Below are 21,167 nucleotides of genomic sequence, written 5' to 3' on the forward strand. Positions count from 1 at the left end.
CGCGGGCTGTCGCCAAGAATCTCGGCCAACAAGATTCCATGTTTTGTGCGAGGGCGTACATACTCAATGAACGTCCAGGAAAGACGCTAACTTCGATAGGCGGTGAGTGCTGGGCTGGTTTCGGCAGTGGCCGTGTTAAAGCCGCAAAATGCTTCGAATCTGTCCAACCTGCCAGGAGGCACAGATGAAACAGGTATCACTGACCATTCCGGAAATTGGGTTGATTGCCGGAACACGGGCGGCGGGCGCTGCGGGCCTCGCACTGTTGCTCAGCGACAGAATGAATCCGGAACAACGCCGTGCCATCGGCTGGACGCTGCTCGCTGTAGGGGTTATCACCACAGTGCCGTTGGTCGCCCAAGTGTTTGGCAAACGTCAGCCATACAAAAGCCCCGACGAGAAGTGAAGTAATGGTGCGAGGGCCAGAGCCAAAAAATTGACCGGCCGGTCCTGGCGGAACGCAGACGGAGGGCCGTCGTGAAAATCAACGCGTTGCCAGGCCGCAGCGTCCTGCCATCAGGCGTGGAGTTGCAAACAGGGAAACTGTGAACTAGGCAGCGAGCTCAATGGCTCTTGTTTCAAGCAGATCGATGAGTATGCGCTCAACACGACTTCCACCGACGCTTACGCGTTGACCTGCAGATATCGTCTTCAAGGTATCGGCTGCCTCGGCGTACTGCCCTCTGGCGAACTGGCTGACAGCATCAAACAGCCTGAGAGAGAGCCGCGTCTGGTCGCTGGGTTCCTTCTCCGCGATAGCCGCCTTGCTTTGCTCAAGCGCAGCAATATCGCCCGCCGATGCCTGAATTCCAGCAAGATGCAGCGCGATAAACGGATGCGACAGCATCGGGTTGAAGCGCTCGGACAGGGCGGAAACCGCGGCTGAAATCGGACGTGTAGTTCCTGTGCGCAGGTATTCGCGAAACAAAAATCCGCCACAATCGGCCAGAGTCAGCACCGGACCACAGCGAGTTGTCTCTGGTGCAGAGTAACGCTCGTAGCGCTGCCATGCCTGCCCGGTTAGCCCCAGTTGCCACTCCGCCAGGGCCAGGTGCCACTGCACGTGACCAAACATAGCGCCGCCCTCCGCCGATGGGCGATGTTCATCCAGCCAGTTGTTCAGCAATTTCAATGACTCTCCTGGCTTACCCTGGTCGTGCAGTACATGCGCATAGCTATGGATAACATAGACAGCCTGTGGACGCTGCCGCAGTGCTCGCTCGACCAGTGCACGACCGCGGGTGCGATCACCCGCCTCGCTGGCCGCGAACCCCAGGCGAGCGAGCCAGGCCCAATCATCATGCAAACTGGGATCGACCGACTCCATGATATTGAGAACGCGCTCAAGCTTGCGCGCACCGCCATAGAAAATCAGATAACCACAAAGTTGCGAGATGACTAGCAGGTCACTGGGATTGGCGGCGATGTAGGCCTCGGTGGCCGCAAGATTGGTGTAAGGGTCTTCAAGCAGGGCAAACAGCGCGGAGATATGCGCACGCTCCCAGGGCAGCGCAGCTTGTGCTGCCAGTAGCGCACGCTCTTTGAAGCGATCGGCGTCTGCTGCGCCGGAGTCTTTAGCAAGCATGTGGCGCGCAGCCAGTGCCAGGGCGAGATTGCTGTCCAGCGCCAAAGCCTGATCGAGGGCTTCCGCGGCGCCCGCCTCGGAACCGAGGATGCGATCCACTGCGAGTTGATACTGTTCTGCAGCTTCTGGACGGCCAGTAGTAATAGGTCTGCCCCTACGTGCATCAATCATATTGGCTCCTTGCATTGCAAATTGCTGATGCGAACCGCTCCGATGTGTTTTCAGCGTAGTCCAACCGCCGCTCGAATGGCTGCGACGAGCCGCCGGCGGGCTTCTTCGATGCCGCAAGGGGTCTAACCGGGAAACCAGGAGCAATCAAAAAGCAAGATCCAAACGAAAAAAGGCCGGTCAATAACGACCGGCCTTTCTTCATTCGGGCGCTAGCTTTCTATTTCTGCTTGCCCGCGTGCGCGTGCTGCCCCGATTTGCCGTGCTGATGTGCTCGATCTGCCGAACGGGCCTGGCCCTTGTCGCGGTCTGCGGCATCGGGGCCATTGGTGTTGGCCATACCCTGATTGCTGATATGCGTGGCCGAACTGCCGCCTGCATTGCCGCCCTTGGCATAGGCTGATACCGATGCCGCGCACAACAGGCTCATTGTCGCCGCCACCATCCATTGCACTCGGGTCATGTATTTCCTCCTCGAACTGTTTTGGGTTCCGCCGATTGTACGGAGGTGCAGATGAGAACGCATTGTTCAGTGCAACAAATCGTAATGCCACCAAAGTCTCCGGTAGAGATGATCCTGTGGGTCAGTCGTCGCGCGTGCAATTCACGCGCTCGACACGGACCTTGGCGGGGCTGGAATTGGCGCATAGGATGTCGATGTTGAGTTCGAACAGCGCCCGCCCGGCCGGGCATTGCCCTGGCATCGTGGACATCATGCGTCACTTGCTCGAAGCCCGCCTCGTCAATGATGACTTTGGCGATCCCGGACTGTTCGTGGACTTCCTGGACGAACGGCGCGCGATGCTGTTCGACCTGGGTGACATCACCGGGCTGATGCCGCGCGAGCTGATGCGGCTGTCACATGTGTTCGTCACGCATGCGCACATGGATCATTTTTCCGGCTTCGATCACCTGCTGCGTGTGCTGCTCGGGCGCAAGGACCGTATCGTGCTGTACGGCGGGCCGGGATTCCTCGCGCAGGTCGAGCACAAGCTGCACGGCTATACGTGGAATGTGGTTCATCGCTACGCGGTCGATCTGACGATTGAAGCGGCCGAATTCGGCTTGGACTGGCAGCGGCGCAGCGCCTGCTTTTCCAGCCGGCACGGTTTCGCGAAACAGGGTGAGGTGCTGACGGGAAGTACTGGCGACGTCGTCCACGAGGAGTCGACCTTCCGGGTGCGCGCCTGCTTCGTTGATCATGGAACGCCTTGCCTGGCCTACCTGGTGGAAGAAAAGGCACGGCCCGGTATCAACAAGGAGCGGTTGGTCGCGTCAGGCCTGACGACAGGAGCCTGGCTGCGCGAACTGAAGCACGCCGTCCTCACTGGTGCGCCCGACGATGCGCCGATTCTTGTGCAATGGCGCGACCGCGGGGGCGATCACGTGACAACGCGACAGGTTGGCGAGCTGAGCCGGCTGATCCTTGACGTCGAACCTGGCCGGCGTATCGGCTACGTGACCGACCTGTGTTATTCGGACGCGAACGTGCAAGCCTTGTCGCAGCTCATGCAGGGAGTCGACGAACTGTTCATCGAGAGCGTGTTCCTGGACCAGGACAGCGCTCACGGATTGCGCAAGAACCATTTGACCGCGGCCCAGGCCGGCCGGATCGCGCGCTGCACAGGTGCCCACGCGGTGACCCCCTTTCATTTCTCGCCACGCTATGAGGGCCGCGCCGCGGAGCTGGCAGCCGAAGTACGGGCTGCGTGGGCCGGGGATGTGCTTCGGACCGCGCCTGCCGAACCGAACGACATAATGGCCATCGGCACACCGGGGCGTCTCAAGGGCGCCACAAGGCTCGCCGCTACCGGCGAAGCATCCAGATCAGGAACGACAGCAACAGCGAAATCACGATGCAAGTGGTGATTGGGAAGTAGAAGCTGAAGCCGTCGCGGACGATATGGATATCTCCGGGCAGACGACCGAAGGGCAGTCTGGACAGCCATGGCCAGGCGACTCCCGCGACAATCAGCAGGCAACCGAGAGTGATCAGTATGCGTTGCATGCCCAGTTGGCAGAGGTGAGATCCTTTTGAGCGTAATGTCGTGCCCTTGAGCGATTGGATCGGGACGACAGAGAAAGATTCTCGCCAGAGGGCGAGGGCAGACAGCCGTTTCAGTTCATGTGACTCCATTTCCACCCAGTTGCCACACGTCGATGACGGACGCGAAAAGACTCAATGCCGTGCGCACTCCATGCAGTCTGGCCCATTTCTGCAGGAGTTCCCGTGTCTCCACCGACGACAGATCGCGATCCGGTTCAGGAATCCTGTGATTGACGGGCATGACGACGAGCAATGTATACGGCATGACAGATCCAATCAGCAGCGCGGCAGCAAGCCACAAGATATTGGCACCCAAAAGCCATGCCGTCGCTCCGCTCGGCAAGCTGAGCAGTGCCAATGGCGCCTGCATAAGCGTGGCGCGCTTGTAGCTGGGCGCCCACTGCTGCGCCGCAGACCTTGTTTCAAGCGCCATTCTGGCGGGATGCTCAGCCACATTGACATACAAGGCCGCCCCGGCGAAGAGCATCGCAGCGAATGCGGCAATCATCTGCAATGTGTGGCTCATCACATCCTCCGTGAAACCTACCTCCAATTATGGTGAAGAACTCAAGCAGTGCCCACAGGGCAGGAGGCGCTGTCGCCGCCATAGCTATAATCTGCCAGACGCGCCGCGTGCACATACGGGGCGCCTTGCTTCGCCTCATCCTGCTTCAATGCCGGTACGCCCGACTCCCTCCTCCAACACCTTGCCCGACACCTTACCCACCACCTTGCGTGTTCCGGCCCTGTTGATCGCAGCGCCCGCTTCGGGCCAGGGCAAGACCACCGTCACCGCGGGGCTGGCCCGCCTGCATAGCCGGCAGGGCCGCAAAGTACGCATCTTCAAGACGGGCCCCGATTTTCTCGATCCGGCGATCCTGGAAGCCGCCAGTGGTGCACCGGTCCATACCATCGATCTCTGGATGACTGGCGCCGACGATGCAAGCGCCCGCCTGGCCAGCGCTGCGTGCGAAGCAGACCTGATCCTGGTCGAAGGCGTGATGGGACTGCACGATGGCTCGCCGAGCAGCGCTGACTTGGCGCGCCGCTTCGGCCTGCCGGTGCTGAGTGTGATCCAGGCCGGAGCCATGGCACAGACCTTTGGCGCGCTGTCATACGGGCTGGCCAATTACGGCGGGGCACCGCTGCAAATGGATGTGCTCGCCAACGGTGTCGGCTCGGCGCGCCACGCAGGGATGCTGGAGGCGAGCCTGCCCACCGGCATTCGCTGGATGGGCGCCCTGCCAACAGATCCGTCGGTATCGCTGCCGGAACGGCATCTCGGCTTGCTCAGTGCCGACGAGTTGCCGGATTTGCCCGCACGCCTGGACCGGATCGCGGACCTGCTGGCGCCGCTGCCGGTGGCACGCCTGCCCGAGCCAATGGCCATGACCAATGCCGCAGCCGCCATCCCGCCGGCGCCGTTGCTTGCTGGCAAGACTATCGCGATCGCGCGGGACGCTGCGTTCCGCTTTATCTATCCGGCCAATCTCGAGACACTCCGCGCCATGGGCGCACAGCTCGCTTTCTTCTCGCCGCTGGCCGATACATGCCTGCCGGCCTGCGATGCCCTGTGGCTGCCTGGTGGCTATCCAGAACTGCATGCGGCCCAACTCGCCTCCAATCATGCGATGCGCACCGCATTGCGAGATGCGCATCGTGCTGGACTGCCGATTCTTGCCGAGTGTGGCGGCATGATGGCGCTGTTCGATACCCTTGTCGACAAGGGCGGCTCGGCACATGCCATGGCCGGGCTGCTGCCGGGCACGGTACTTATGCAGGGCCGCCTGGCAGCGATAGGGCATCAGGCCGTGAAACTGCCGGAAGGAGAGTTGCGAGGGCACACCTTCCACTACTCGAAGACGGAATCGCCGCTGGTGCCGCTCGACTACGCCACGTCGCCGCGGGAGGATCTCCCGGACACGGTGCGGGGCGAGGCGGTCTATCGCGAGGGCACGCTGACCGCATCCTACGTGCACCTCTACTTCCCGTCCAACCCGCGCGCGATAGCGGCAGTACTGACAACCCCGATGCAGGTGTCAGGCCGTGTCTAGTACTACATCGTCGATCACGCTCGCGAGCGTTTCGAAGGGCCGATTTCGTTCTCGGGTACGCAGGCGTTGCCAACAAACCGTCCCGAAGTGGCGAGTTCGATTACCATGCCGCACGCCGTTCCGGGAGGCTCTGCCACGAGGCCCCGGAACGCCTCGGTTGTTGGCCAGGCGCGAAGTGCGCCCGTGGCGAGCCCCCAATTGCAATTTTCTCCGGAAAGTAGATAAAGCGAACCTGGATGATGGTGGCTCCTGCGATCACTGCCAATTCGATAGGCAAGCGGCGGTGAGACGTAACAACAACCTCGCGAACTTCATTGTCTCGGGCCTATCCATCGATCTCCATTACAGCGCCGCGATGAACTCGCCCCACGGTGTGGCTTGCAGCGTTTCGGTTGCGGCGTGCCCATAGCCGCGGATGATCAACGCCGCCCGCTCGAGCTGTTTCAGATCGTTCGACTCGACAACATCCAGAACGTCGAAGCGCCCGAGTGTGAGATAGCTGTCCTTCCATGTGACGGCAGGGCATTCGGCCTTGATCTTCTCGGCCACCGTGGCGGCGAGTTGCTTGAGTTCCCCGGGATCCTTGAACGCGTCAGGGGAGAGACGACTGAGGATGACGTATGTAGCCATGGCATGTCTCCGTCGATTCAATTTGTGCTGCCACTCGGCTGCGCCAGTTACACGGGAGCGCCTGGCCGCACGCCGGAGGGAAGCGTTGCTGAGCGTCTGGCGACGCCGAAATGGAAACGGCGCCGGCGGGTTGGGCCGGCGCCGTCAGGTGGGTCAGTGCAATTGACGCTTCAGGTCGGATAGTTCCGAATGCATCGAAGTGACTGCGTCCTTGATCTTGGTGTCGAGCCCGCCGGCCTGCTGGCAAGCACGCTCGGCACGGTCGCCGATCCGTTCGAGATCATCGACGCACTGCCGGATGCGATCCTCGTCCTTGGAGGACATGGCCTTCGTTGCGGATTTGCATTCCTTATCGAGCTCGTCCATCCAGGTCATCAAATCCTTTGGAAGGGCCGAGTCGGCGTGGCACATCCGTGATGCCTCGCTGATGGTTTGCTGCAGATGAGTAAATCGCGTTTGGATTTCGCTGGCTTGTAACATGATGCCCCCTTTGAACATCAGTTCCAGATGAATTCAGGCAAAGGTGACGGTATGTTCCCGTGCTTCGTCATTCGCCTGCTTCGGTCGGCTGCCAGCGACGTTTACTTGCGTCAGAGCGGCACCCGAGCACGCGAAAGACGCCTTTTTAGTCTAGCTCATAATCTTTCGCCTGCCTCCGATGCGTCCTTGGGAAAGGTTTGCCGGGTGGGAGTGGCGACAGCAACGCGGGCCGGGCCAGCACTCTGGATTGCAAGGAACGCTGACGTCACGATTTTCGCGTCTCTCGCTTTACGCGCTCCAGGTATTTTCCTGAGGCGACCTCGATACGTACCGTGTCTCCTTCCTTGATGAATTGGGGAACCAGAACCTCCATGCCGTTCTCGAGCGTGGCAGTCTTAAAGCTGGAGGTTTGATGCTCGTGCAGGCCGGGCGGCGTGGATACGATGGTCAGTTCGACGGAAGCGGGGAAATCGATGGCTAGCGGCGCGCCCTCATAAAGCTGCATGGGAAATCGCATATTGGGCTGAAGGAATTTTTCGTATGCACCCATGGCTTCCGACGGCAGACTGATCTGTTCAAAGGTGTTGGGATCCATGAAATAGAAGGCAACACCATCCGTGTACAGGTACTCCATCTCCTTGTGATCAAGCGTGACCTCTTCGAGCTTGTCGCTCGGGTGGAACCGCAACTCCTTGACGTGACCAGTCTTCAGGTTCCTGACCTTGGCAAAGACCGCGCTCCCCTGCTGGCCCCCGCCAGCGTGGTACCCGGCGCTCGCGACACCATGAAGTTCGCCTTCAAGCATGATGACCATGCCCGACTTCAATCCGGAAGCTTCGACCATTTGCTTGCCTCCGCCTGGGTGGCAGGATGACGTCTCCAGCCTAGCACTGCCGCGGACAGCCAACAACGGTTCGGCGGCGGCCGCGCCAGATCACTTTCAGGCGAACCTGGCCAGGCCATTGCGTTGCTGTGCGGCGGACTATCGGCCTACAAGCCGATGTGTACAGGAATCCGTCGCTGCCCGAAGTGACGCTCGAAATGCCCGAAGCGACCTGCCACCGATGCAAAACAGTCGGGGCAGGCGCCGGTAGGCGTGAGGCGATAGTTTTCGATGGCGTGCCAGTCGCGCACAATCAGCGGAGTCCGGCAGGCAGGGCAGTAGGTGGTTGCGCCTGCGGTGTCGTGGACGTTGCCTGTGTACACATAGCGCAGACCCTCCTCGATTGCGAGCTTGCGGGCATGCGCAAGGGTGGAGATTGGCGTCGGTGGCACGTCGCGCATCTTGTAGTCGGGATGGAATCCCGTGAAGTGCAGCGGGATGTCGGTGCCCAGTTCTCTTGCAATCCACCGGGCTTCGGCGCGTATCTCCTCATCTGCGTCGTTCTTGCCCGGGATCAGCAGCGTCGTGATCTCGAGCCAGACATCGGTTTCGTGCTTCAGATACTGGAGCGTCTCCAGCACCGGCTGCAAGTGCGCGCCGGTGAATGCAATATAGAACGCATCGGTAAAGCCTTTCAGGTCGACATTCGCCGCGTCCATCTTGGCATAGAAATCGCGCCGGGCCTGCGCACCCATATACCCCGCGGTCACCGCCACCGCCATGATGCCGAGTTCGTGGCAGGCATCGGCAACGTCCATGGCGTACTCGGCAAAAATCACCGGGTCGTTGTAAGTGAACGCCACGCTCTTGCAGCCATGGGCTACTGCTGCATTGGCAATGGCATCGGGCATTGCCGCATCGGCGAGGGTCTCCATCTCCCGCGATTTGCTGATGTCCCAGTTCTGGCAAAACTTGCAGGCCAGGTTGCAGCCGGCCGTGCCGAACGACAGGACGGCGCTGCCCGGATAGAAGTGATTGAGCGGCTTCTTTTCGATCGGGTCGATGCAGAAGCCCGATGAGCGGCCATAGGCCGTCAGCAGCATCCGGGCGCCAAGCCGTTGGCGCACGAAGCAGGCACCGCGCTGCTCGTCATGCAGGCGGCAGTGGCGCGGGCAAAGGTCGCACTGCATGCGGCCGTCGTCCAGGAAATGCCAGTAGCGCCCAGGATACATTCCCGGATAGGGCGCTGGAGAGGGCGCATCGTTCATGGTTCCATCTCCGCACAGGGGCCATGCCCTGCATTGTCATTCCTCACCCGGCCGGGGCGCAAAATACTGCCAGCGCCACGACCGCCGGCGGGATCTTCAGTTCAAACGACTCCGTCTTGGCTGATGCGATGAGGCGGTTGGATCGGACTCGGTGATCCTCCATCATGCCTTAGTGTTATCCGATCTGCTCGGCGTTCTCTACACGCCAGTAGCGCCGCCGTGCGCGCAGCGTAAAGCGCGCGCGGTAGTCCGACATCGACATGCCCATCTTGCGCTGGAACAGGCGCCGCAATGCGGCCGCATCGCTGTAGCCACAAGCTTCGGCAATCGCCTGCGTGCCATGAAGCGTGACTTCCAGCAGCATGCGGGCGCGTTCGACGCGCAGGGTGTGCAAGTAGTCCAGTGGCGAGAGTCCGACTACCTGGCGGAAATGCCGTAGCAGCGTGCGTTCGCTGACCACGGCAGCACGGGCCACGGCGTCCAGCTGGTACGGCTCTCCCACATGGTTCTGCAGCCAGCTGATGGCGCGGTACACCGGGCTGTCGGCGGTGCCGCTCAGCCAGCGCTGCGACACCAGTTCTGGCACGCTGCGCTGGCGTTCCGGCTGGCAGAGCAACACCTGCGTGGCGGCCTGTGCGAGGTCGGGATCGTAGAGGTGGCCCAGCACGCGCAGCACGAATTCCACCTGCAGCGCGGGCGCCACGCAGGAAAAGACGCGCGCGTGCACACCCATCGGCTGCTCAGTGGCGAAATCGCAGGCCGGAAAGCGGCGTGTCATCCAGCCCTGGTAGACCCACGGCACACCCACGCGGGCCCCGTCGAGCAACCCCATCTGCAAGGGATAAGCCATGCCCGAGAACGTTGCGGCGATCCAGCCGCCGGCATCGACATGGCGCCGCAGCATGCGCAACGAAACGGCATCGCGCGAGAGTATCGCGTCCAGTTGCGGGGCGTTGCTGGCCAGGATGCCTGGAATGACCACGAGCGTGCGGGCATCGGCGGTGCGGGAGCGGGGCGGGGAGGATGCGAGGCCTGGCAAGCCCGGTGACACATTGCGTCCATTGCCGGTAATCAGCTGCCAACTCAGTGATGGCGCGTGGCCGGGCCGCTGCATCTGCGCCAGGCCGGCGACAGTGCGCAGCACGTCTAGCGTGGTGAAAAGCGTGCCGGGCATGGCTTGCGGCAGCCAGAGCAGGCGCACATGCAGCGGAGCAGGGCCGGAGGGCGCGGGTGTGGCGGGGGCTGACATGGCTTTGGGTGGGGCAGGCATCGGCTGATGGCGAAATCGTACCGGCGAATGGCGATATCGATCCGCTTCTCGGATCGCGCAAAGGCTACCATCTTCGCGATCACCCGTCTGCAAGACGTGGCCCACAACCATCACGAAGATCATCGAGGAGACATCATGCCGTTCCACCTTCGTCCGCTCGCCACGGCTGCTGCCGTTGCGCTGACGCTTGCCACATCCAGCGCGATGGCCGCCGGCACGGCGGATGCGAGCCTGCTGGCAGCCGCCCGCGCCGCACAGCCGGCGGTAGTGCAGTCGCTCAAGGAGATGGTCTCGATCGAGTCCGGCAGCACCAACGCGGCAGGCCTGGCACAGATGGCCGACTACACCGGGACGCGCCTGCAAGCGCTGGGCGCCCAGGTGGAGCGGCTGCCCGCCACGAAGGGCCCCGGTACCATCATCAAGGGCACGTTTACCGGAACGGGGAAGCGCCGCATCATGCTGATCGCTCACATGGACACGGTTTATCCGGCAAACACGCTGGCTACCCAGCCGATCCGTGAAGAAGGCAACCGGCTATATGGCCCGGGCATCGCCGATGACAAGGGGGGTATCGCGGTCATCCTGCATTCGCTGGAGATCCTGAAGGGTACGGGCTGGCGCGACTACGCGCAGGTCACCGTCCTGTTCAATCCCGACGAGGAGGTGGGCTCGGTGGGCTCCGGCGAGATCATTTCCGCGCTGGCCGACCAGCACGACGTCGTGCTGTCATGCGAGCCCACCGGCGCCAAGGCCGTGATGAAAACGGAGGCGGTGCTGCTGGGCGCGTCCGGCACGGCCACCGCCACCATGGAGGTCAAGGGCCGCTCTGCTCATGCCGGCGCGGCACCGGAACTCGGACGCAACGCTCTGCTTGAACTCGCCCACCAGTTGCAGCAGACGCGCGACGTGGCGAAACTCGTTCCGGGTTCCCAACTGAACTGGACCCAGGCCACCGCGGGGAAGGTACTTAACCAGATTCCCGAGAGCGCCGTTGCCTATGGCGACGTGCGTTTCACGGCCAACGGCACTGCCGAGAAGCTCAAGGTCGCGCTGCAGGACAAGGTCAATGCCGATCGCCTTATCCCAGACACACAGGTCACTGTCAGCCTGGGAGAGTCCCGCCCGGCATTCGTGGCGGATGCGCGCGGTCGCGCATTGGCCAGGCGCGCGCAGGAAATCTATGCAGAGCTCGAGGCACGCCAGCTGACGCTGATGGAAGGCACGGGCGGTGGCACCGACGCTGGCTTCGCTGGACGCTCGGGCAAGGCTGCGGTCCTGGAAAGCCTGGGGCTGGCCGGTTTCGGCTTTCACGCCCGTGATGAGTACATCGAACTCGATTCCATCGTGCCGCGGCTTTACCTGATGACGCGGATGCTGGGGGAAATTGCCCGCGACTGATGGGAGAGGTGCGAGACGCTCTGCGGAACCGGCTTTCAAGGAGGGCAACGCGGGCTTCGGATAAGTCATGTCGGGGCCTTCAAGGCCCCGGGGCCTCGCGTACTGCAGGTCCAAACGCTCGACTCACTCCGCAGGACAGCCGCGCGGCAAGCGTGGCGAGCCTATTGCGTACACTTTTCCTGATACACCCGCTGCAATTGCCTGCGCGTCCGGTCACGCACGACGGTGGAGATTTCATTGCCCTGGCTATTCTCGACTGGCGCGCCCGAGGGGCGGTAGCTGCGGCGCGGAGTCTCGCCGATCTGTTCGGCCAGCTGATTGCACTGCTCATCAAGGGAAGGCGGTTGCGTGGGGGTGGGCTGGAACCGGTATGACCCCTCACGCACGGCGTCAGAGATTGCGTCGTTGATCGTGGCGTCCGCCGGAGATGGCCGCTGTGTCTGCGCATGGCCATGGAACAGGGGCGTCAGACTGGCGAGTAAGGCGAGCAGGCATACATGGCGGCGCAGCAGCATGAATATCTCCCGGAGTACTGGCACACCTCCTAGTGCAGCAGGTAAAGAACCTGCGGCCCCTCGGCATAGAGGTCCATGGCCATCTTCAGGATCTCGTTGCGATGCCGGTCGAAGGAGGCCAGCACCCCGGCTTCGTCGGAACCGAGAGCCGAGTCGAATTTCATCAGTACGCGGTCGTCCACAATGAAGGCAATCTCGCGTGCGTTGTCATAGCCCCAGAACCATACGCCATGCCTGGCCCCGTCATAGCTGCGGCTGGGATTGGGAAAACTAAGTGCCATGTTTTCGTCCTACGTTCTATGCCTTTGACAGGCCGGATCGCTACGCACGCTGCCAGCGCAAAGTGCGCCCCGCTATTGCGTATCTCCTTTCATGCTCTCGGCTTCCATCGCGGCATGTAATTCCTCGTACGCCTCGATTGGCTCCATGTCCTGGTCGACGAACGCCGCGGCCCGCTCTGCGGCGGCAAACGCGTCGCGCGGGATGTCGCTCTCGCCGTCGTCCTCGGTACTGGGCGGCATCAGCATGTCCTCAAGCATCCCGCGCAGCTCTGGGGTATTCCATGGCCTGCCCAGCCTGGCCTTCCTGCGCAGGTAGTGACGAATTTCCGCGTCTTGCTCGGCGGAGAGCGGAAGTCCGCGAAAAGTTGGATCCGTATTGTGATGGATCATGATGCGCCTCCCGAAGCGGTCTGCGCTTTCAATGTAGAGATATCAGTTCCCTGAGGTGAGCGTTACAAGTTGCGTGTGATCACTGTGGCGCGTATCCGCGGCCAACCGGTTACGTCTTTTTCTTGGCGACACCTTCGTTTCCAACCCTCGAATGAACCGTGCTGAAGGGGGTTGCCGGCACTGACGGCTTCTTGGGCTGCTTGGGCTTCTTCGCTTCGCGAGTGCTGCGTAGTTGACTCTTGGCCATGGCTTGCTCCTGGTGCGTTGTTTGCCAAATGGCAACTTCAGCATACGCGCTTGGAAGCTCCAACCAAATGACTTTTCATGAGCCCGTGCGAAAAAGCGGCGCCCGCATGGTCAGTTCCCGACGCTTATGCGCTCGCGCAGCAAGGGAGAATCCGGACTGCATACGCGCTACGCCTACTTCAGCAATCCGCGCTGGCGGATGCTGCATGCGCTGCCGACCAGCGACGGGCCGGCGCCGCAATTCGATCCGTGAGACAAGCGATGAGGCCCCGCATTGGCGGGGCCTCATCATCATTGCCGCGGCGTCGCGTGCGACGCCGCGAGGCGGTCAGCTCAGACCTTCACGTCGATGTTCTGGCCAAGATGGGGTGGATTGCTGGCCACCGGTGCGGCCGCCGTGGCGGCCTGCACCAGGCTGGCCACGCCCTGGGCCTGCAGGTCCAGCGTTTTGCGCAGCATCAGCAGCGACACCGGATCTGCGCCCGTGTCCGCAGCGCTCACCGCGCTGACGAGGGAGGTACTCATATTGTTGGTCCCTGAAAGGATTGAACGGATACGGGGTCCCCGTCACGCATGGCTTCGGGGAATCCCGCATGCTGGTTGTCGTCAGAAATGGGGCAGGGCTTGAGCGGGCGGGCCATGCGCCACAGCCGGACTCAGCCCACCGCCACAATCACGCTCGAGGCCTTGAATACCGCCGCCGCGGGCTTGCCCACGGCCAGCCCGAGCCGGTCGGCGCTGCTGTTGGTGATGATGGCGGAAATCGCCAGGCCGGTGTCGTCGGTAATGGTCACGTCCGTGTTGACGGCGCCTTTCCTGATGTCCGACACCTTGCCGCTCACCGCGTTGCGGGCCGAGACCTTGCTGACATCCACGTCGACCATGACGATCACCGACGTCGCCTTGACCATCGCGGTGGCCTTCTTTCCGGCTGCCAGCCCGAGGCGCGACGCGCTCTCGCTGGTGACGGTGGCGACGATTTCCTGGCCGCCGTCCAGGCGCAGGATGACCTCGTCATTGACCGCGCCGTGGCGGGCCTGGGCGACTTCGCCGGAAAACTGGTTGCGTGCACTGGTGATCATGTTGTTCTTCTCCGATGAGCGAGCCCCGCTGTTCCGGCTCAGACGACCGCGCCGATGCGCGGCAAGCACCCTCCAAAGTATGTGCCGGCCTAGGCGGATTGCGAGTGGAATGTGGACCTGGAATGCAGCGCAAATGCCTATTGCATGGCTCGCGCTGCGCTATCATGCGGGGCTGCCCCCAGGGCGCTTTCCAAGCATGACCCATGCATCACGCTGTACCGCGCCTTGTCCTGGCGCTGACCTGCCTTGTCCTTGCCCATCCCGCCTTCGCCGCCGACGTCCAGGCTGGCAAGGAAGTGTTCTCCACCCGCTGCGCGTCCTGCCACAGCGTAGGACCGTCCGCGCGTGGCGGTTTCGGCCCGCAACTCAATGCCGTCGTCGGCCGGCGCGCGGGCAGCACTGCCGACTATCGCTATTCCCCGGAAATGACCGCTTCCGGCGTGGTGTGGACAGCCGATACCCTGCGCGCCTTCGTCAAATCGCCCGGCAAGGTCGTGCCGGGGACGCGCATGCGCTTCTGGGGCCTGGGCAATGACCAGCAGATCGACGACCTGCTGGCATACCTGCAGACCTACCGTTAGCCATAGCCGCTCGCCTTGCGCTAGGGCGCCGGCAGCAGCGTCTCCGCCGTCATCCCCGCCAGGTTTTCCACGCGCAGCGTCTGCGGCATGGTCAGCGGGATGCCGGCGGCGCGCAGCCGCTTGAGGATCTCGAACAGCAGGTCGCTCTTTGTGGATGCGGCAATGCGCGGGTTGGACACGTAGCCGGTCACGCTCAGCGTAATGCCGTTGGGCGCAAGCTGGCTGAACGTGACCGATGGCACGGGGTGGTCCAGGATCGTTTCGTTGTCGAGGTAGGCGTCGAGCAGCAGCTCGCGCACCTGCTCGGGATCGATGTTCAGCGGGAAGGTGAGCTGCAGCGTGGCCACGCCCTGCGTGCTGTGGCTCATGGTCACGTTGCGCACGTTCTGCGAGATCAGCTGCGAATTGGGCACGATCACGGTAGAGCGGTCGCCCAGCTGGATCTCGGTGGCACGCACGTTGATGCGGCGGATGTCGCCCTCCACGCCGGCGATGCTGACCATGTCGCCGACCTTCACCGGGCGTTCGGTCAGCAGGATCAGGCCCGACACGAAGTTCTTGACGATCTCCTGCAGGCCGAAGCCGATCCCCACCGACAGCGCGCTGACGATCCACGCCAGGTTCTCCCACCTCACGCCGAGCAGCGACAGCGTCAGCAGCACGATCAGCACATAGCCGACATTGCTGAATAGCGTGATGAGCGACGCGCGCAGGCCTGGCTCCATGCACATGCGCGGCAGCAGCTCGGCGTCCAGCCAGCGCCGCACCGAGCGCAGCAGCCAGATGCCGACCGACAGCGCGACCACGGCATTGACGATGCGCTCGGGCATGATGTTGTAGCTGCGCAGCTTGTCGCCGCCGAGCACGGTCAACAGGCTGTCGAGCAGTTCGGCCGGCGTGGTGCCGAAGCCGCCGGTCAGCAGCGCGATCACGGCGATGATCGTGAGCAAGCTCGTGCCGAGGCCCGACAGCAGCGTCGAAGACTGTTCCAGCCGGATGTCGTCGATGCCGAAGAGCTGCCGGATCACGCGGCCACTGGCGTGCTGCGGCGAGAGCAGGTTTTCAAACGTGTCGCGCGTGAGCTGCGTCAGCAGGTACAGCGTGCACAGCACGATGTCGAACCACACCAGCTCGTAGGTCACGAAGCGGGCAAAGCTGACATAGCCCGCGAGCAGCGCGATGAGCGCAATGATGACCGCGAGCGTGACGCCTGCGTGGATCATGCCCGCCAGCGTGGCGCGCGCCTCGGCGCGCTCGCCGGCCGCGGCCAGGCCGCTGCGCACGCGGTTGGCGCGCAGCAGCGCGGCGCCGATCGTGAACACCACCACCAGCGACACCAGGCCGCGGCCCAGCAGCGTGAAGGGCACGCTGGTGTCGGCGATGTGGTTCAGCAGTTCAAGCGTGCCCGCCAGCAGCAACAGCCCGGCCAGCGCGCGCGGGAACGGCTTGAGCGCGAGCGCGACCGGGTCGGCCAGCGCCGGCAGCCGCCACGACGGATGGTGCGTGCACAACAGCGCGCGGCCAAGCCCCGCGATCAGCGCACTGGTCAGCATCAGCCTGGCCATCTGGCTCAACAGGTCCTGCAGGTCCGCCGGTGGTTCGTAACTGCGCGTGAAGGCGTAGTAGACCAATTGCACGGCGAGCGCGGTCGTGACCACCGTGGTGAGTGCCGTGGCCAGCGCCAGCGCGCTGCGCCGCAAGCGGTTCTCGGGCAGGCAGGTCAGGCAGAACCACGCGGCGGCGCGCTCGGCCAGGCGCCGGCCCAGCGTCCAGATGGCGAGCGCCAGCACCAGCAGCAGGGCCGTGGCCGCGCGTTGCCCGGGCTCCCAGGCCGTCTCGATCAGCGGCACGACTTCATCCGCAAACGCCGCCATGCGCGCGCTGTCGTCGTCGGACGGCGTGAACAGCGGTGCCCAGAACTGCGGGTTCAGGATGCTCTCCGAGCGCAGCGCGAACTGGTCCTTCAGCCGGCTGCGCTGCAGCTTGGCGAGCTGGGCGTTCAGGTTCTCGATGTTCTCCTTGCCCTCGACCGTCTGCTTCAGCGCGTTGTCGAGCTGGATCTTGCGCGCGTTCAGCTCGGCGCGCTGCCGTGCCACCGCAGCCGTTTCAGGCGTGGTGCCGGGCGCGGGCGGCGGCCCCAGCACGTCGAGCTGCGCCTGGAGCTGCGCGCGCTGCGGTGTCAGCGCGGCCTTCAGCTTGTCGACGTCGGTCGCGAGCTGGTGCAGGGCCTCGTCCATCTCGCCGAGCCGCGTGTTGCCGTTGACGCTCGAGGCGGACTGCTTGATGCGGTCCTGCTCGGTCTGCAGGCGCTTGAGCTCGGCCATGGCCTCGGCGTGCGTCAGCGCCGGCGGCTGGTCCGCTTCTGGCGCGGACGCCGGGTCGGCGGCCATGGCGGCCGGCATCAGGTGGAACAGTGCTGTCAGCACAAGGCTCAGGGCGAGCCAGGATAGTCTGCGCATTGGCGGATTCACGTTGAGACGTGGCCGCCCGGAAATCGCTGTGAAGGCTCCGGCAAGTCCGGTATGCCGGACGGCGGGGAACAAGGGCCTGAGGGTGCGGATGGTTCCGGGGGCGCGGAAGACGAACACAGGAAGCGCTGCCGCATGGCGGGCAAGCCGCTTCCACGAAATTGACCAGCGCAGCGCGGCAAGCGCGCACGGGCCGCCGTCGGGCCTGTCTGGCGCGCGGCAAGCCGGCTGGAGCAGGGCGGCCAGTTGGCTGGGGATCTGGACGCCGAGCCGAGATTATACGAAAGCGTTCAGATCACACGGGCCCCTATGCGCAGTGCGGCGGCGAGAACAATGTAATTGTCCGTTACGAGGGGAAGCGCGCGTTACAACGCTAACAACTGCGGGCCTGCGCGGAAACACCTGAGCGCGGGTTTCCTGTGCATGATGGCATCACGACATCAGTACCTGAACAGGAGTCAGACATGCGCCCCTCAATCCGTATCGCTTCCGCTGCCGCCGTGTCTCTGGCCTTGCTGGCTGCCGGGCCGGCGTCGGCGCATGAACGCTATCACCATGGCGGCGGCTCTCAGGCCGGCGTGGCGCTGGCCCTTGGCGCGCTGGTCGGCCTGGCATTCGGCGCGGCGGTTGCCTCCGGGCCAGTCGTGGCCGCGCCGGTCGCTTATGCGCCGGCACCGGTTGCCTATGCGCCGCCGGCCCGCGTGAGCTATGCCGCGCCGGCCGTCCCGCCGGGCTACTGCTATCGCGACGATGTCGGCGGCTACGTGCCTTGCGCCCCGCAGCCGCACGGCTACTACTATGAAGCCCCGGTCAGCTACGGCTATTGACCATTGACCATCAGGCGATGGCGAAGCCCGTGTCGAAGGTTGCGCGTGCGTCGAGCCGCTGCTTGAGCAGGCCGGCCTTCAGGTAGAAGTCGGCAGTGCGCTGCTGCTCGGCGATGACGGCATCGTCGATCTTTTGCCACTGCGTCCGCCGGCGTTCGAACTGCAGGCGCGCAGCCTCCGGCGAAATGCCGATGATGCGCGCCAGCGTCGCCGAGAATTCGGGCACGTGCTGGTAGGACCAGGCCTGCGCGCGCACCACGCGCTGCAGGAAATCGGCCAGCACGGCGCGTTTTGCCGCCAGCGCAGCGTCGGTGGCGGCGAGATAGCTCAGGCCAGACCATAAGCCGCGCCCGCTGACCAGCACGCGCGCATGCCCGCTGGTTTCCGCCATGGCGGTATAGGGCTCCCACGTGGCCCACGCGTCGACGGAGCCGCTCGCCAGCGCCAGCTTGGTATCGGCGGGCGGCAGGAAGCGGATGTTGGCATCCTCCGGCCGCAGCCCGGCCGATTCCAGCGCCTTGAGCGCGACGAAATGCCCGATCGAGCCGCGGTTGGTGCCAATGCTCTTGCCCTTCAGGTCCGCCGCGGTCTTCAGCGCGGAGTCGGGCCGCACCAGGATCGCTGTGCCATAGGGGTCGGAGCGGTTGGCGCCGACCAGGCGGATGCGCGTGCCCGCGGCCAGCGCGAAAATGGCCGGCGCATCGCCGATCGGGCCGCAGTCGACCGCGCCCGCATTGAGCGCTTCAGCGAGCGGCGCGGCGGCGGGGAACTCGGTCCACTGGATGTCGTAGGACAGTCCGCGCAGGCCATCGGCGGATTCGAGCAGCGCGCGCAGGCCGCCTTTCTGGTCGCCTGCCTTCAGCAGCGGACGGCCCTGCGCGCGTGCGGACCCGGCGCCAGGGAAGGCGGCAAGCCGCAGGGTGTCGGTGGCGATGGCGGCGGTGGCCGCCGTGCCATAGCGGAGGAATTGTCGTCGGGATGCAGTCATCGGTGTGCGTGCCTGGGGATCATGGGGCTGGAGCCAGCCCGCTCAGCACGCAACCGTAACCCGGGCGCTGCCCTGCACTAACGAATATCTCCGCGCTTCCTTATGCGGCGGGCGGAGGACCCTTATCCCCGCGAAGGCAGTGGCGTGCCGTCAGGCGCTGAAGCCGCCGTCGATGTTCAGGCTGGCGCCGGTGACAAAGCCTGCTTCCGGGCTGGCGAGGTAGGCCACCATGCCGGCGATCTCGTCCGGATCCGCGTGGCGCTGCAAGGCCATCAGGCCGTGTAGCGAGCTGGCAAAGTCGGTGTGCTCGGGATTCATGTCGGTATTGGTCGGGCCGGGCTGCACGTTGTTCACGGTAATGCCCCTGGGCCCGAGATCACGCGACATGCCCTGCACCAGGCCCTTCAGTGCGGCCTTGCTCATGGCATACGCGCTGCCGCCGGCGAACGGAATCCGGTCCGCATTGCAGCTGCCGATGTTGATGATGCGGCCGCCTTCGCCCATGTGGGGCAGGGCTGCCCTGGCCGCCACGAACACCGCGCGCACGTTCACGGCCAGGGTCTTGTCGAAGTCCTCGAGCGGGAAGCTGTCGACCGGCCCCAGCAGCAGCACGCCGGCGTTGTTGACCAGGATGTCGATCTTGCCGAAATGGCTTGCCGCATCGTCGACAGCGCGCGCCAGCGAGGCCGCGTCCGCCGCGTCGGCATGGAAGGCTTTGACGCGTCCGCCGGCAGCCTGGATCGATTCCGCCAGCTCCTGCGCGCCGGCGCCCGAACTCTGATAGGTGAAGGCCACGTCCGCGCCTTCGCGTGCCAGGCGGCGAACTACCGCGGCGCCAATGCCACGTGCGCCGCCGGTAGCGAATGCAACCTTGCCGGAAAGAGGTGTGCTCATGATGTTTGTGCTCCTGAAAGGATCAAGGGGGTGGTGCACGGAAGTATGGCTAGTGCATTCCCCTACCAGTGCGGATCATGTTTTTCAACCACTGGTATAAGCTGGTGGGCATGGAAGCCCTCAACCTGCTTGAATCCTTCGTCCAGAGTGCCGAGACCGGCAGTTTTTCGGCGGCGGCGCGCCGGCTCGGGCTCACGCCGGCGGCCGTCAGCAAGAACGTGGCGCGCCTGGAGCGGCACCTGGGCCTGCGCCTGTTCCACCGCAGTACGCGGCGGCTGACGCTGACCACGGGCGGGGAGCAGTTCTTCACGCAGGTGTCCGACCCCTACTCGGCACTGCGCAATGCGTTTGCCGGAGCGGCCCAGGACGCCGGCAAGCCGGCTGGCGTGCTCAAGGTCAGCATGGCGCTGGCGTTCGGGCGCGAATACCTGGTGCCGCTGCTGGGCGAATTCCTTGCGCGGTATCCGGCCATCGTGCCCGACTGGCACTTTGAGAACCGGCCGACCGACCTGATTCGAGACGGCTTCGATGCGGCCATTGGCGGCGGCATCGAGCTGACCGAGGGCGTGGTCGCGCGCGAACTGGCGCACACCCACGTGGTAGCGGTGGCATCGCCGGCATACATGAAGGGACGGCCGTTGCCCCGGCACCCGTCCGACCTGGCCGCATTCGATGGCATTGTGCGGCGCTCGGGTGCCACCGGACGCCTGCGTGCGTGGACCTTGCGCAACCAGGTCGGCGAGCAGGCACCGGCCGAACACCGCGCGCGGCTGATCTTCGACGATCCGGAAGCCATGGCCCACGCCGCCATGCACGGGCTGGGCATTGCGCTGCTGCCCATGCCGCACGCGGCGCCGCGCCTGGAGAGCGGTGCGCTGATGCGGTTGCTGCCCGGCTGGTATGCCGACAATGGCCCGATCTCGCTCTACTATCCGAGCCGCACATTGCTGCCGGCCCGCACGCGCGTGTTCATCGAGTTCGTGGTCGACGCGTTTCGTACGAAGGGGCTGGCGGGGCGCTTCGACGGGCGCTGATGATTCACGCAAGCTGCGCGCCCATGCAATGAAGCGACACCGGGTGTCCGTGCGGCGCCCGGTGTCGTTTTTTCGCCTTGCCATTTGGGTATAGACCTTCTATATCCAATACCAGTCGAACCCGGTCAGCAAAGGCCC

At 64.0% G+C, this 21,167-nt stretch carries 26 protein-coding genes; 8 read left to right on the forward strand and 18 right to left on the reverse strand.

What is annotated here, in order from left to right:
* Positions 1-184: 184 nt before the first annotated feature.
* On the forward strand, positions 185-406 hold the full coding sequence (locus CupriaWKF_RS23025; RefSeq protein ID WP_042875902.1) for a hypothetical protein: 222 nt from the start codon (positions 185-187) through the stop codon (positions 404-406).
* Between the two features lie 144 nt (positions 407-550).
* On the opposite strand, the gene CupriaWKF_RS23030 is transcribed toward CupriaWKF_RS23025, so the two are convergent.
* From CupriaWKF_RS23030 to CupriaWKF_RS23040, 3 genes are all read right to left on the reverse strand, one after another.
* Entirely contained in the window at positions 551-1,756 is a 1,206-nt protein-coding gene (locus tag CupriaWKF_RS23030; protein WP_276103047.1) for a hypothetical protein, read from the reverse strand.
* Between the two features lie 217 nt (positions 1,757-1,973).
* Positions 1,974-2,216: a hypothetical protein gene (locus CupriaWKF_RS23035; RefSeq protein WP_276103048.1), complete on the reverse strand. Its 243-nt coding sequence runs from the start codon at positions 2,214-2,216 to the stop codon at positions 1,974-1,976.
* 121 nt (positions 2,217-2,337) lie between these two features.
* On the reverse strand, positions 2,338-2,469 hold the full coding sequence (locus tag CupriaWKF_RS23040; protein ID WP_276103365.1) for a hypothetical protein: 132 nt from the start codon (positions 2,467-2,469) through the stop codon (positions 2,338-2,340).
* On the opposite strand from CupriaWKF_RS23040, the gene CupriaWKF_RS23045 reads away from it, so the two are divergent.
* Positions 2,468-3,622, forward strand: coding sequence for an MBL fold metallo-hydrolase (locus CupriaWKF_RS23045; RefSeq protein WP_276103174.1), 1,155 nt, complete (start codon positions 2,468-2,470; stop codon positions 3,620-3,622). The genes CupriaWKF_RS23040 and CupriaWKF_RS23045 overlap by 2 nt on opposite strands.
* Here the strand turns inward: CupriaWKF_RS23045 and CupriaWKF_RS23050 are convergent.
* Positions 3,561-3,761 (reverse strand): DUF2905 domain-containing protein, encoded by a 201-nt coding sequence (locus CupriaWKF_RS23050; RefSeq protein WP_276103175.1) that lies wholly within the window; start codon positions 3,759-3,761, stop codon positions 3,561-3,563. The genes CupriaWKF_RS23045 and CupriaWKF_RS23050 overlap by 62 nt on opposite strands.
* A 115-nt stretch (positions 3,762-3,876) precedes the next feature.
* Positions 3,877-4,326, reverse strand: coding sequence for a DUF1772 domain-containing protein (locus tag CupriaWKF_RS23055; RefSeq protein ID WP_276103049.1), 450 nt, complete (start codon positions 4,324-4,326; stop codon positions 3,877-3,879).
* 220 nt (positions 4,327-4,546) lie between these two features.
* Here CupriaWKF_RS23055 and CupriaWKF_RS23060 point away from each other — a divergent pair, with 220 nt between their 5' ends.
* Positions 4,547-5,854: a cobyrinate a,c-diamide synthase gene (locus CupriaWKF_RS23060; protein WP_276103177.1), complete on the forward strand. Its 1,308-nt coding sequence runs from the start codon at positions 4,547-4,549 to the stop codon at positions 5,852-5,854.
* A 342-nt stretch (positions 5,855-6,196) separates the two neighbouring features.
* Here CupriaWKF_RS23060 and CupriaWKF_RS23065 read toward each other — a convergent pair whose 3' ends face one another.
* The 5 genes from CupriaWKF_RS23065 to CupriaWKF_RS23085 form a co-directional block, all read right to left on the reverse strand.
* Entirely contained in the window at positions 6,197-6,484 is a 288-nt protein-coding gene (locus tag CupriaWKF_RS23065) for a GYD domain-containing protein (protein WP_276103050.1), read from the reverse strand.
* 153 nt (positions 6,485-6,637) lie between these two features.
* A complete protein-coding gene (locus CupriaWKF_RS23070; protein WP_276103051.1) occupies positions 6,638-6,964 on the reverse strand; it encodes a hypothetical protein in 327 nt (108 codons plus the stop codon).
* Between the two features lie 265 nt (positions 6,965-7,229).
* Entirely contained in the window at positions 7,230-7,808 is a 579-nt protein-coding gene (locus CupriaWKF_RS23075) for an elongation factor P (protein ID WP_276103052.1), read from the reverse strand.
* A gap of 146 nt (positions 7,809-7,954) precedes the next feature.
* Positions 7,955-9,055 carry an AmmeMemoRadiSam system radical SAM enzyme gene (gene amrS / locus CupriaWKF_RS23080; RefSeq protein WP_276103053.1) on the reverse strand — a complete coding sequence of 367 codons (1,101 nt, stop codon included), beginning with the start codon at positions 9,053-9,055 and terminating at the stop codon, positions 7,955-7,957.
* 175 nt (positions 9,056-9,230) lie between these two features.
* Positions 9,231-10,304 carry a helix-turn-helix domain-containing protein gene (locus CupriaWKF_RS23085; protein WP_276103054.1) on the reverse strand — a complete coding sequence of 358 codons (1,074 nt, stop codon included), beginning with the start codon at positions 10,302-10,304 and terminating at the stop codon, positions 9,231-9,233.
* A gap of 156 nt (positions 10,305-10,460) precedes the next feature.
* Between CupriaWKF_RS23085 and CupriaWKF_RS23090 the strand changes: the two genes are divergently transcribed.
* The gene (locus CupriaWKF_RS23090; protein ID WP_276103055.1) at positions 10,461-11,723 is read left to right on the forward strand and encodes a glutamate carboxypeptidase; all 1,263 of its coding nucleotides are present in this window, start codon (positions 10,461-10,463) and stop codon (positions 11,721-11,723) included.
* A gap of 161 nt (positions 11,724-11,884) precedes the next feature.
* Here CupriaWKF_RS23090 and CupriaWKF_RS23095 read toward each other — a convergent pair whose 3' ends face one another.
* The 3 genes from CupriaWKF_RS23095 to CupriaWKF_RS23105 form a co-directional block, all read right to left on the reverse strand.
* Positions 11,885-12,238 carry a hypothetical protein gene (locus CupriaWKF_RS23095; protein ID WP_276103056.1) on the reverse strand — a complete coding sequence of 118 codons (354 nt, stop codon included), beginning with the start codon at positions 12,236-12,238 and terminating at the stop codon, positions 11,885-11,887.
* Positions 12,239-12,267: 29 nt separating this feature from the next.
* Positions 12,268-12,519: a DUF1488 domain-containing protein gene (locus CupriaWKF_RS23100; protein WP_276103057.1), complete on the reverse strand. Its 252-nt coding sequence runs from the start codon at positions 12,517-12,519 to the stop codon at positions 12,268-12,270.
* Between the two features lie 72 nt (positions 12,520-12,591).
* Positions 12,592-12,909, reverse strand: a complete 318-nt coding sequence (locus CupriaWKF_RS23105; RefSeq protein ID WP_276103058.1) for a hypothetical protein — start codon at positions 12,907-12,909, stop codon at positions 12,592-12,594.
* 373 nt (positions 12,910-13,282) lie between these two features.
* Here CupriaWKF_RS23105 and CupriaWKF_RS23110 point away from each other — a divergent pair, with 373 nt between their 5' ends.
* Positions 13,283-13,408, forward strand: a complete 126-nt coding sequence (locus tag CupriaWKF_RS23110; RefSeq protein ID WP_276103059.1) for a hypothetical protein — start codon at positions 13,283-13,285, stop codon at positions 13,406-13,408.
* An 80-nt stretch (positions 13,409-13,488) separates the two neighbouring features.
* On the opposite strand, the gene CupriaWKF_RS23115 is transcribed toward CupriaWKF_RS23110, so the two are convergent.
* Positions 13,489-13,680: a YjfB family protein gene (locus tag CupriaWKF_RS23115; protein WP_276103060.1), complete on the reverse strand. Its 192-nt coding sequence runs from the start codon at positions 13,678-13,680 to the stop codon at positions 13,489-13,491.
* 131 nt (positions 13,681-13,811) lie between these two features.
* The gene (locus CupriaWKF_RS23120; RefSeq protein ID WP_276103061.1) at positions 13,812-14,237 is read right to left on the reverse strand and encodes a TOBE domain-containing protein; all 426 of its coding nucleotides are present in this window, start codon (positions 14,235-14,237) and stop codon (positions 13,812-13,814) included.
* A 203-nt stretch (positions 14,238-14,440) separates the two neighbouring features.
* Between CupriaWKF_RS23120 and CupriaWKF_RS23125 the strand changes: the two genes are divergently transcribed.
* Positions 14,441-14,818, forward strand: a complete 378-nt coding sequence (locus tag CupriaWKF_RS23125; RefSeq protein WP_276103062.1) for a cytochrome c family protein — start codon at positions 14,441-14,443, stop codon at positions 14,816-14,818.
* Positions 14,819-14,838: 20 nt separating this feature from the next.
* On the opposite strand, the gene CupriaWKF_RS23130 is transcribed toward CupriaWKF_RS23125, so the two are convergent.
* Positions 14,839-17,277, reverse strand: a complete 2,439-nt coding sequence (locus CupriaWKF_RS23130) for a DUF3772 domain-containing protein (protein ID WP_276103063.1) — start codon at positions 17,275-17,277, stop codon at positions 14,839-14,841.
* A 473-nt stretch (positions 17,278-17,750) separates the two neighbouring features.
* Here CupriaWKF_RS23130 and CupriaWKF_RS23135 point away from each other — a divergent pair, with 473 nt between their 5' ends.
* A complete protein-coding gene (locus tag CupriaWKF_RS23135; protein ID WP_276103064.1) occupies positions 17,751-18,113 on the forward strand; it encodes a mechanosensitive ion channel protein MscS in 363 nt (120 codons plus the stop codon).
* 10 nt (positions 18,114-18,123) lie between these two features.
* On the opposite strand, the gene CupriaWKF_RS23140 is transcribed toward CupriaWKF_RS23135, so the two are convergent.
* Both CupriaWKF_RS23140 and CupriaWKF_RS23145 read right to left on the reverse strand, forming a co-directional pair.
* Positions 18,124-19,101 carry an ABC transporter substrate-binding protein gene (locus CupriaWKF_RS23140; protein WP_276103065.1) on the reverse strand — a complete coding sequence of 326 codons (978 nt, stop codon included), beginning with the start codon at positions 19,099-19,101 and terminating at the stop codon, positions 18,124-18,126.
* A 150-nt stretch (positions 19,102-19,251) separates the two neighbouring features.
* Positions 19,252-19,995, reverse strand: coding sequence for an SDR family oxidoreductase (locus tag CupriaWKF_RS23145; RefSeq protein WP_276103066.1), 744 nt, complete (start codon positions 19,993-19,995; stop codon positions 19,252-19,254).
* 110 nt (positions 19,996-20,105) lie between these two features.
* Here CupriaWKF_RS23145 and CupriaWKF_RS23150 point away from each other — a divergent pair, with 110 nt between their 5' ends.
* Positions 20,106-21,029, forward strand: coding sequence for a LysR family transcriptional regulator (locus tag CupriaWKF_RS23150; protein ID WP_276103178.1), 924 nt, complete (start codon positions 20,106-20,108; stop codon positions 21,027-21,029).
* The last annotated feature ends 138 nt before the right edge of the window (positions 21,030-21,167 follow it).

Origin of the sequence: Cupriavidus sp. WKF15 (assembly GCF_029278605.1) — a bacterium.
Classification (GTDB): domain Bacteria; phylum Pseudomonadota; class Gammaproteobacteria; order Burkholderiales; family Burkholderiaceae; genus Cupriavidus.

Bases quoted from the DNA above. Each gene is read 5' to 3' on its own strand.
- CupriaWKF_RS23025 (WP_042875902.1), top strand. From the start codon at position 185: ATGAAACAGGTATCACTGACCATTCCGGAAATTGGGTTGATTGCCGGA.
- CupriaWKF_RS23030 (WP_276103047.1), bottom strand. From the start codon at position 1,756: ATGATTGATGCACGTAGGGGCAGACCTATTACTACTGGCCGTCCAGAA.
- CupriaWKF_RS23035 (WP_276103048.1), bottom strand. From the start codon at position 2,216: ATGACCCGAGTGCAATGGATGGTGGCGGCGACAATGAGCCTGTTGTGC.
- CupriaWKF_RS23045 (WP_276103174.1), top strand. From the start codon at position 2,468: ATGCGTCACTTGCTCGAAGCCCGCCTCGTCAATGATGACTTTGGCGAT.
- CupriaWKF_RS23040 (WP_276103365.1), bottom strand. From the start codon at position 2,469: ATGATGTCCACGATGCCAGGGCAATGCCCGGCCGGGCGGGCGCTGTTC.
- CupriaWKF_RS23050 (WP_276103175.1), bottom strand. From the start codon at position 3,761: ATGCAACGCATACTGATCACTCTCGGTTGCCTGCTGATTGTCGCGGGA.
- CupriaWKF_RS23055 (WP_276103049.1), bottom strand. From the start codon at position 4,326: ATGAGCCACACATTGCAGATGATTGCCGCATTCGCTGCGATGCTCTTC.
- CupriaWKF_RS23065 (WP_276103050.1), bottom strand. From the start codon at position 6,484: ATGGCTACATACGTCATCCTCAGTCGTCTCTCCCCTGACGCGTTCAAG.
- CupriaWKF_RS23070 (WP_276103051.1), bottom strand. From the start codon at position 6,964: ATGTTACAAGCCAGCGAAATCCAAACGCGATTTACTCATCTGCAGCAA.
- CupriaWKF_RS23075 (WP_276103052.1), bottom strand. From the start codon at position 7,808: ATGGTCGAAGCTTCCGGATTGAAGTCGGGCATGGTCATCATGCTTGAA.
- amrS (WP_276103053.1), bottom strand. From the start codon at position 9,055: ATGAACGATGCGCCCTCTCCAGCGCCCTATCCGGGAATGTATCCTGGG.
- CupriaWKF_RS23085 (WP_276103054.1), bottom strand. From the start codon at position 10,304: ATGTCAGCCCCCGCCACACCCGCGCCCTCCGGCCCTGCTCCGCTGCAT.
- CupriaWKF_RS23090 (WP_276103055.1), top strand. From the start codon at position 10,461: ATGCCGTTCCACCTTCGTCCGCTCGCCACGGCTGCTGCCGTTGCGCTG.
- CupriaWKF_RS23095 (WP_276103056.1), bottom strand. From the start codon at position 12,238: ATGCTGCTGCGCCGCCATGTATGCCTGCTCGCCTTACTCGCCAGTCTG.
- CupriaWKF_RS23100 (WP_276103057.1), bottom strand. From the start codon at position 12,519: ATGGCACTTAGTTTTCCCAATCCCAGCCGCAGCTATGACGGGGCCAGG.
- CupriaWKF_RS23105 (WP_276103058.1), bottom strand. From the start codon at position 12,909: ATGATCCATCACAATACGGATCCAACTTTTCGCGGACTTCCGCTCTCC.
- CupriaWKF_RS23110 (WP_276103059.1), top strand. From the start codon at position 13,283: ATGCGCTCGCGCAGCAAGGGAGAATCCGGACTGCATACGCGCTACGCC.
- CupriaWKF_RS23115 (WP_276103060.1), bottom strand. From the start codon at position 13,680: ATGAGTACCTCCCTCGTCAGCGCGGTGAGCGCTGCGGACACGGGCGCA.
- CupriaWKF_RS23120 (WP_276103061.1), bottom strand. From the start codon at position 14,237: ATGATCACCAGTGCACGCAACCAGTTTTCCGGCGAAGTCGCCCAGGCC.
- CupriaWKF_RS23125 (WP_276103062.1), top strand. From the start codon at position 14,441: ATGCATCACGCTGTACCGCGCCTTGTCCTGGCGCTGACCTGCCTTGTC.
- CupriaWKF_RS23130 (WP_276103063.1), bottom strand. From the start codon at position 17,277: ATGCGCAGACTATCCTGGCTCGCCCTGAGCCTTGTGCTGACAGCACTG.
- CupriaWKF_RS23135 (WP_276103064.1), top strand. From the start codon at position 17,751: ATGCGCCCCTCAATCCGTATCGCTTCCGCTGCCGCCGTGTCTCTGGCC.
- CupriaWKF_RS23140 (WP_276103065.1), bottom strand. From the start codon at position 19,101: ATGACTGCATCCCGACGACAATTCCTCCGCTATGGCACGGCGGCCACC.
- CupriaWKF_RS23145 (WP_276103066.1), bottom strand. From the start codon at position 19,995: ATGAGCACACCTCTTTCCGGCAAGGTTGCATTCGCTACCGGCGGCGCA.
- CupriaWKF_RS23150 (WP_276103178.1), top strand. From the start codon at position 20,106: ATGGAAGCCCTCAACCTGCTTGAATCCTTCGTCCAGAGTGCCGAGACC.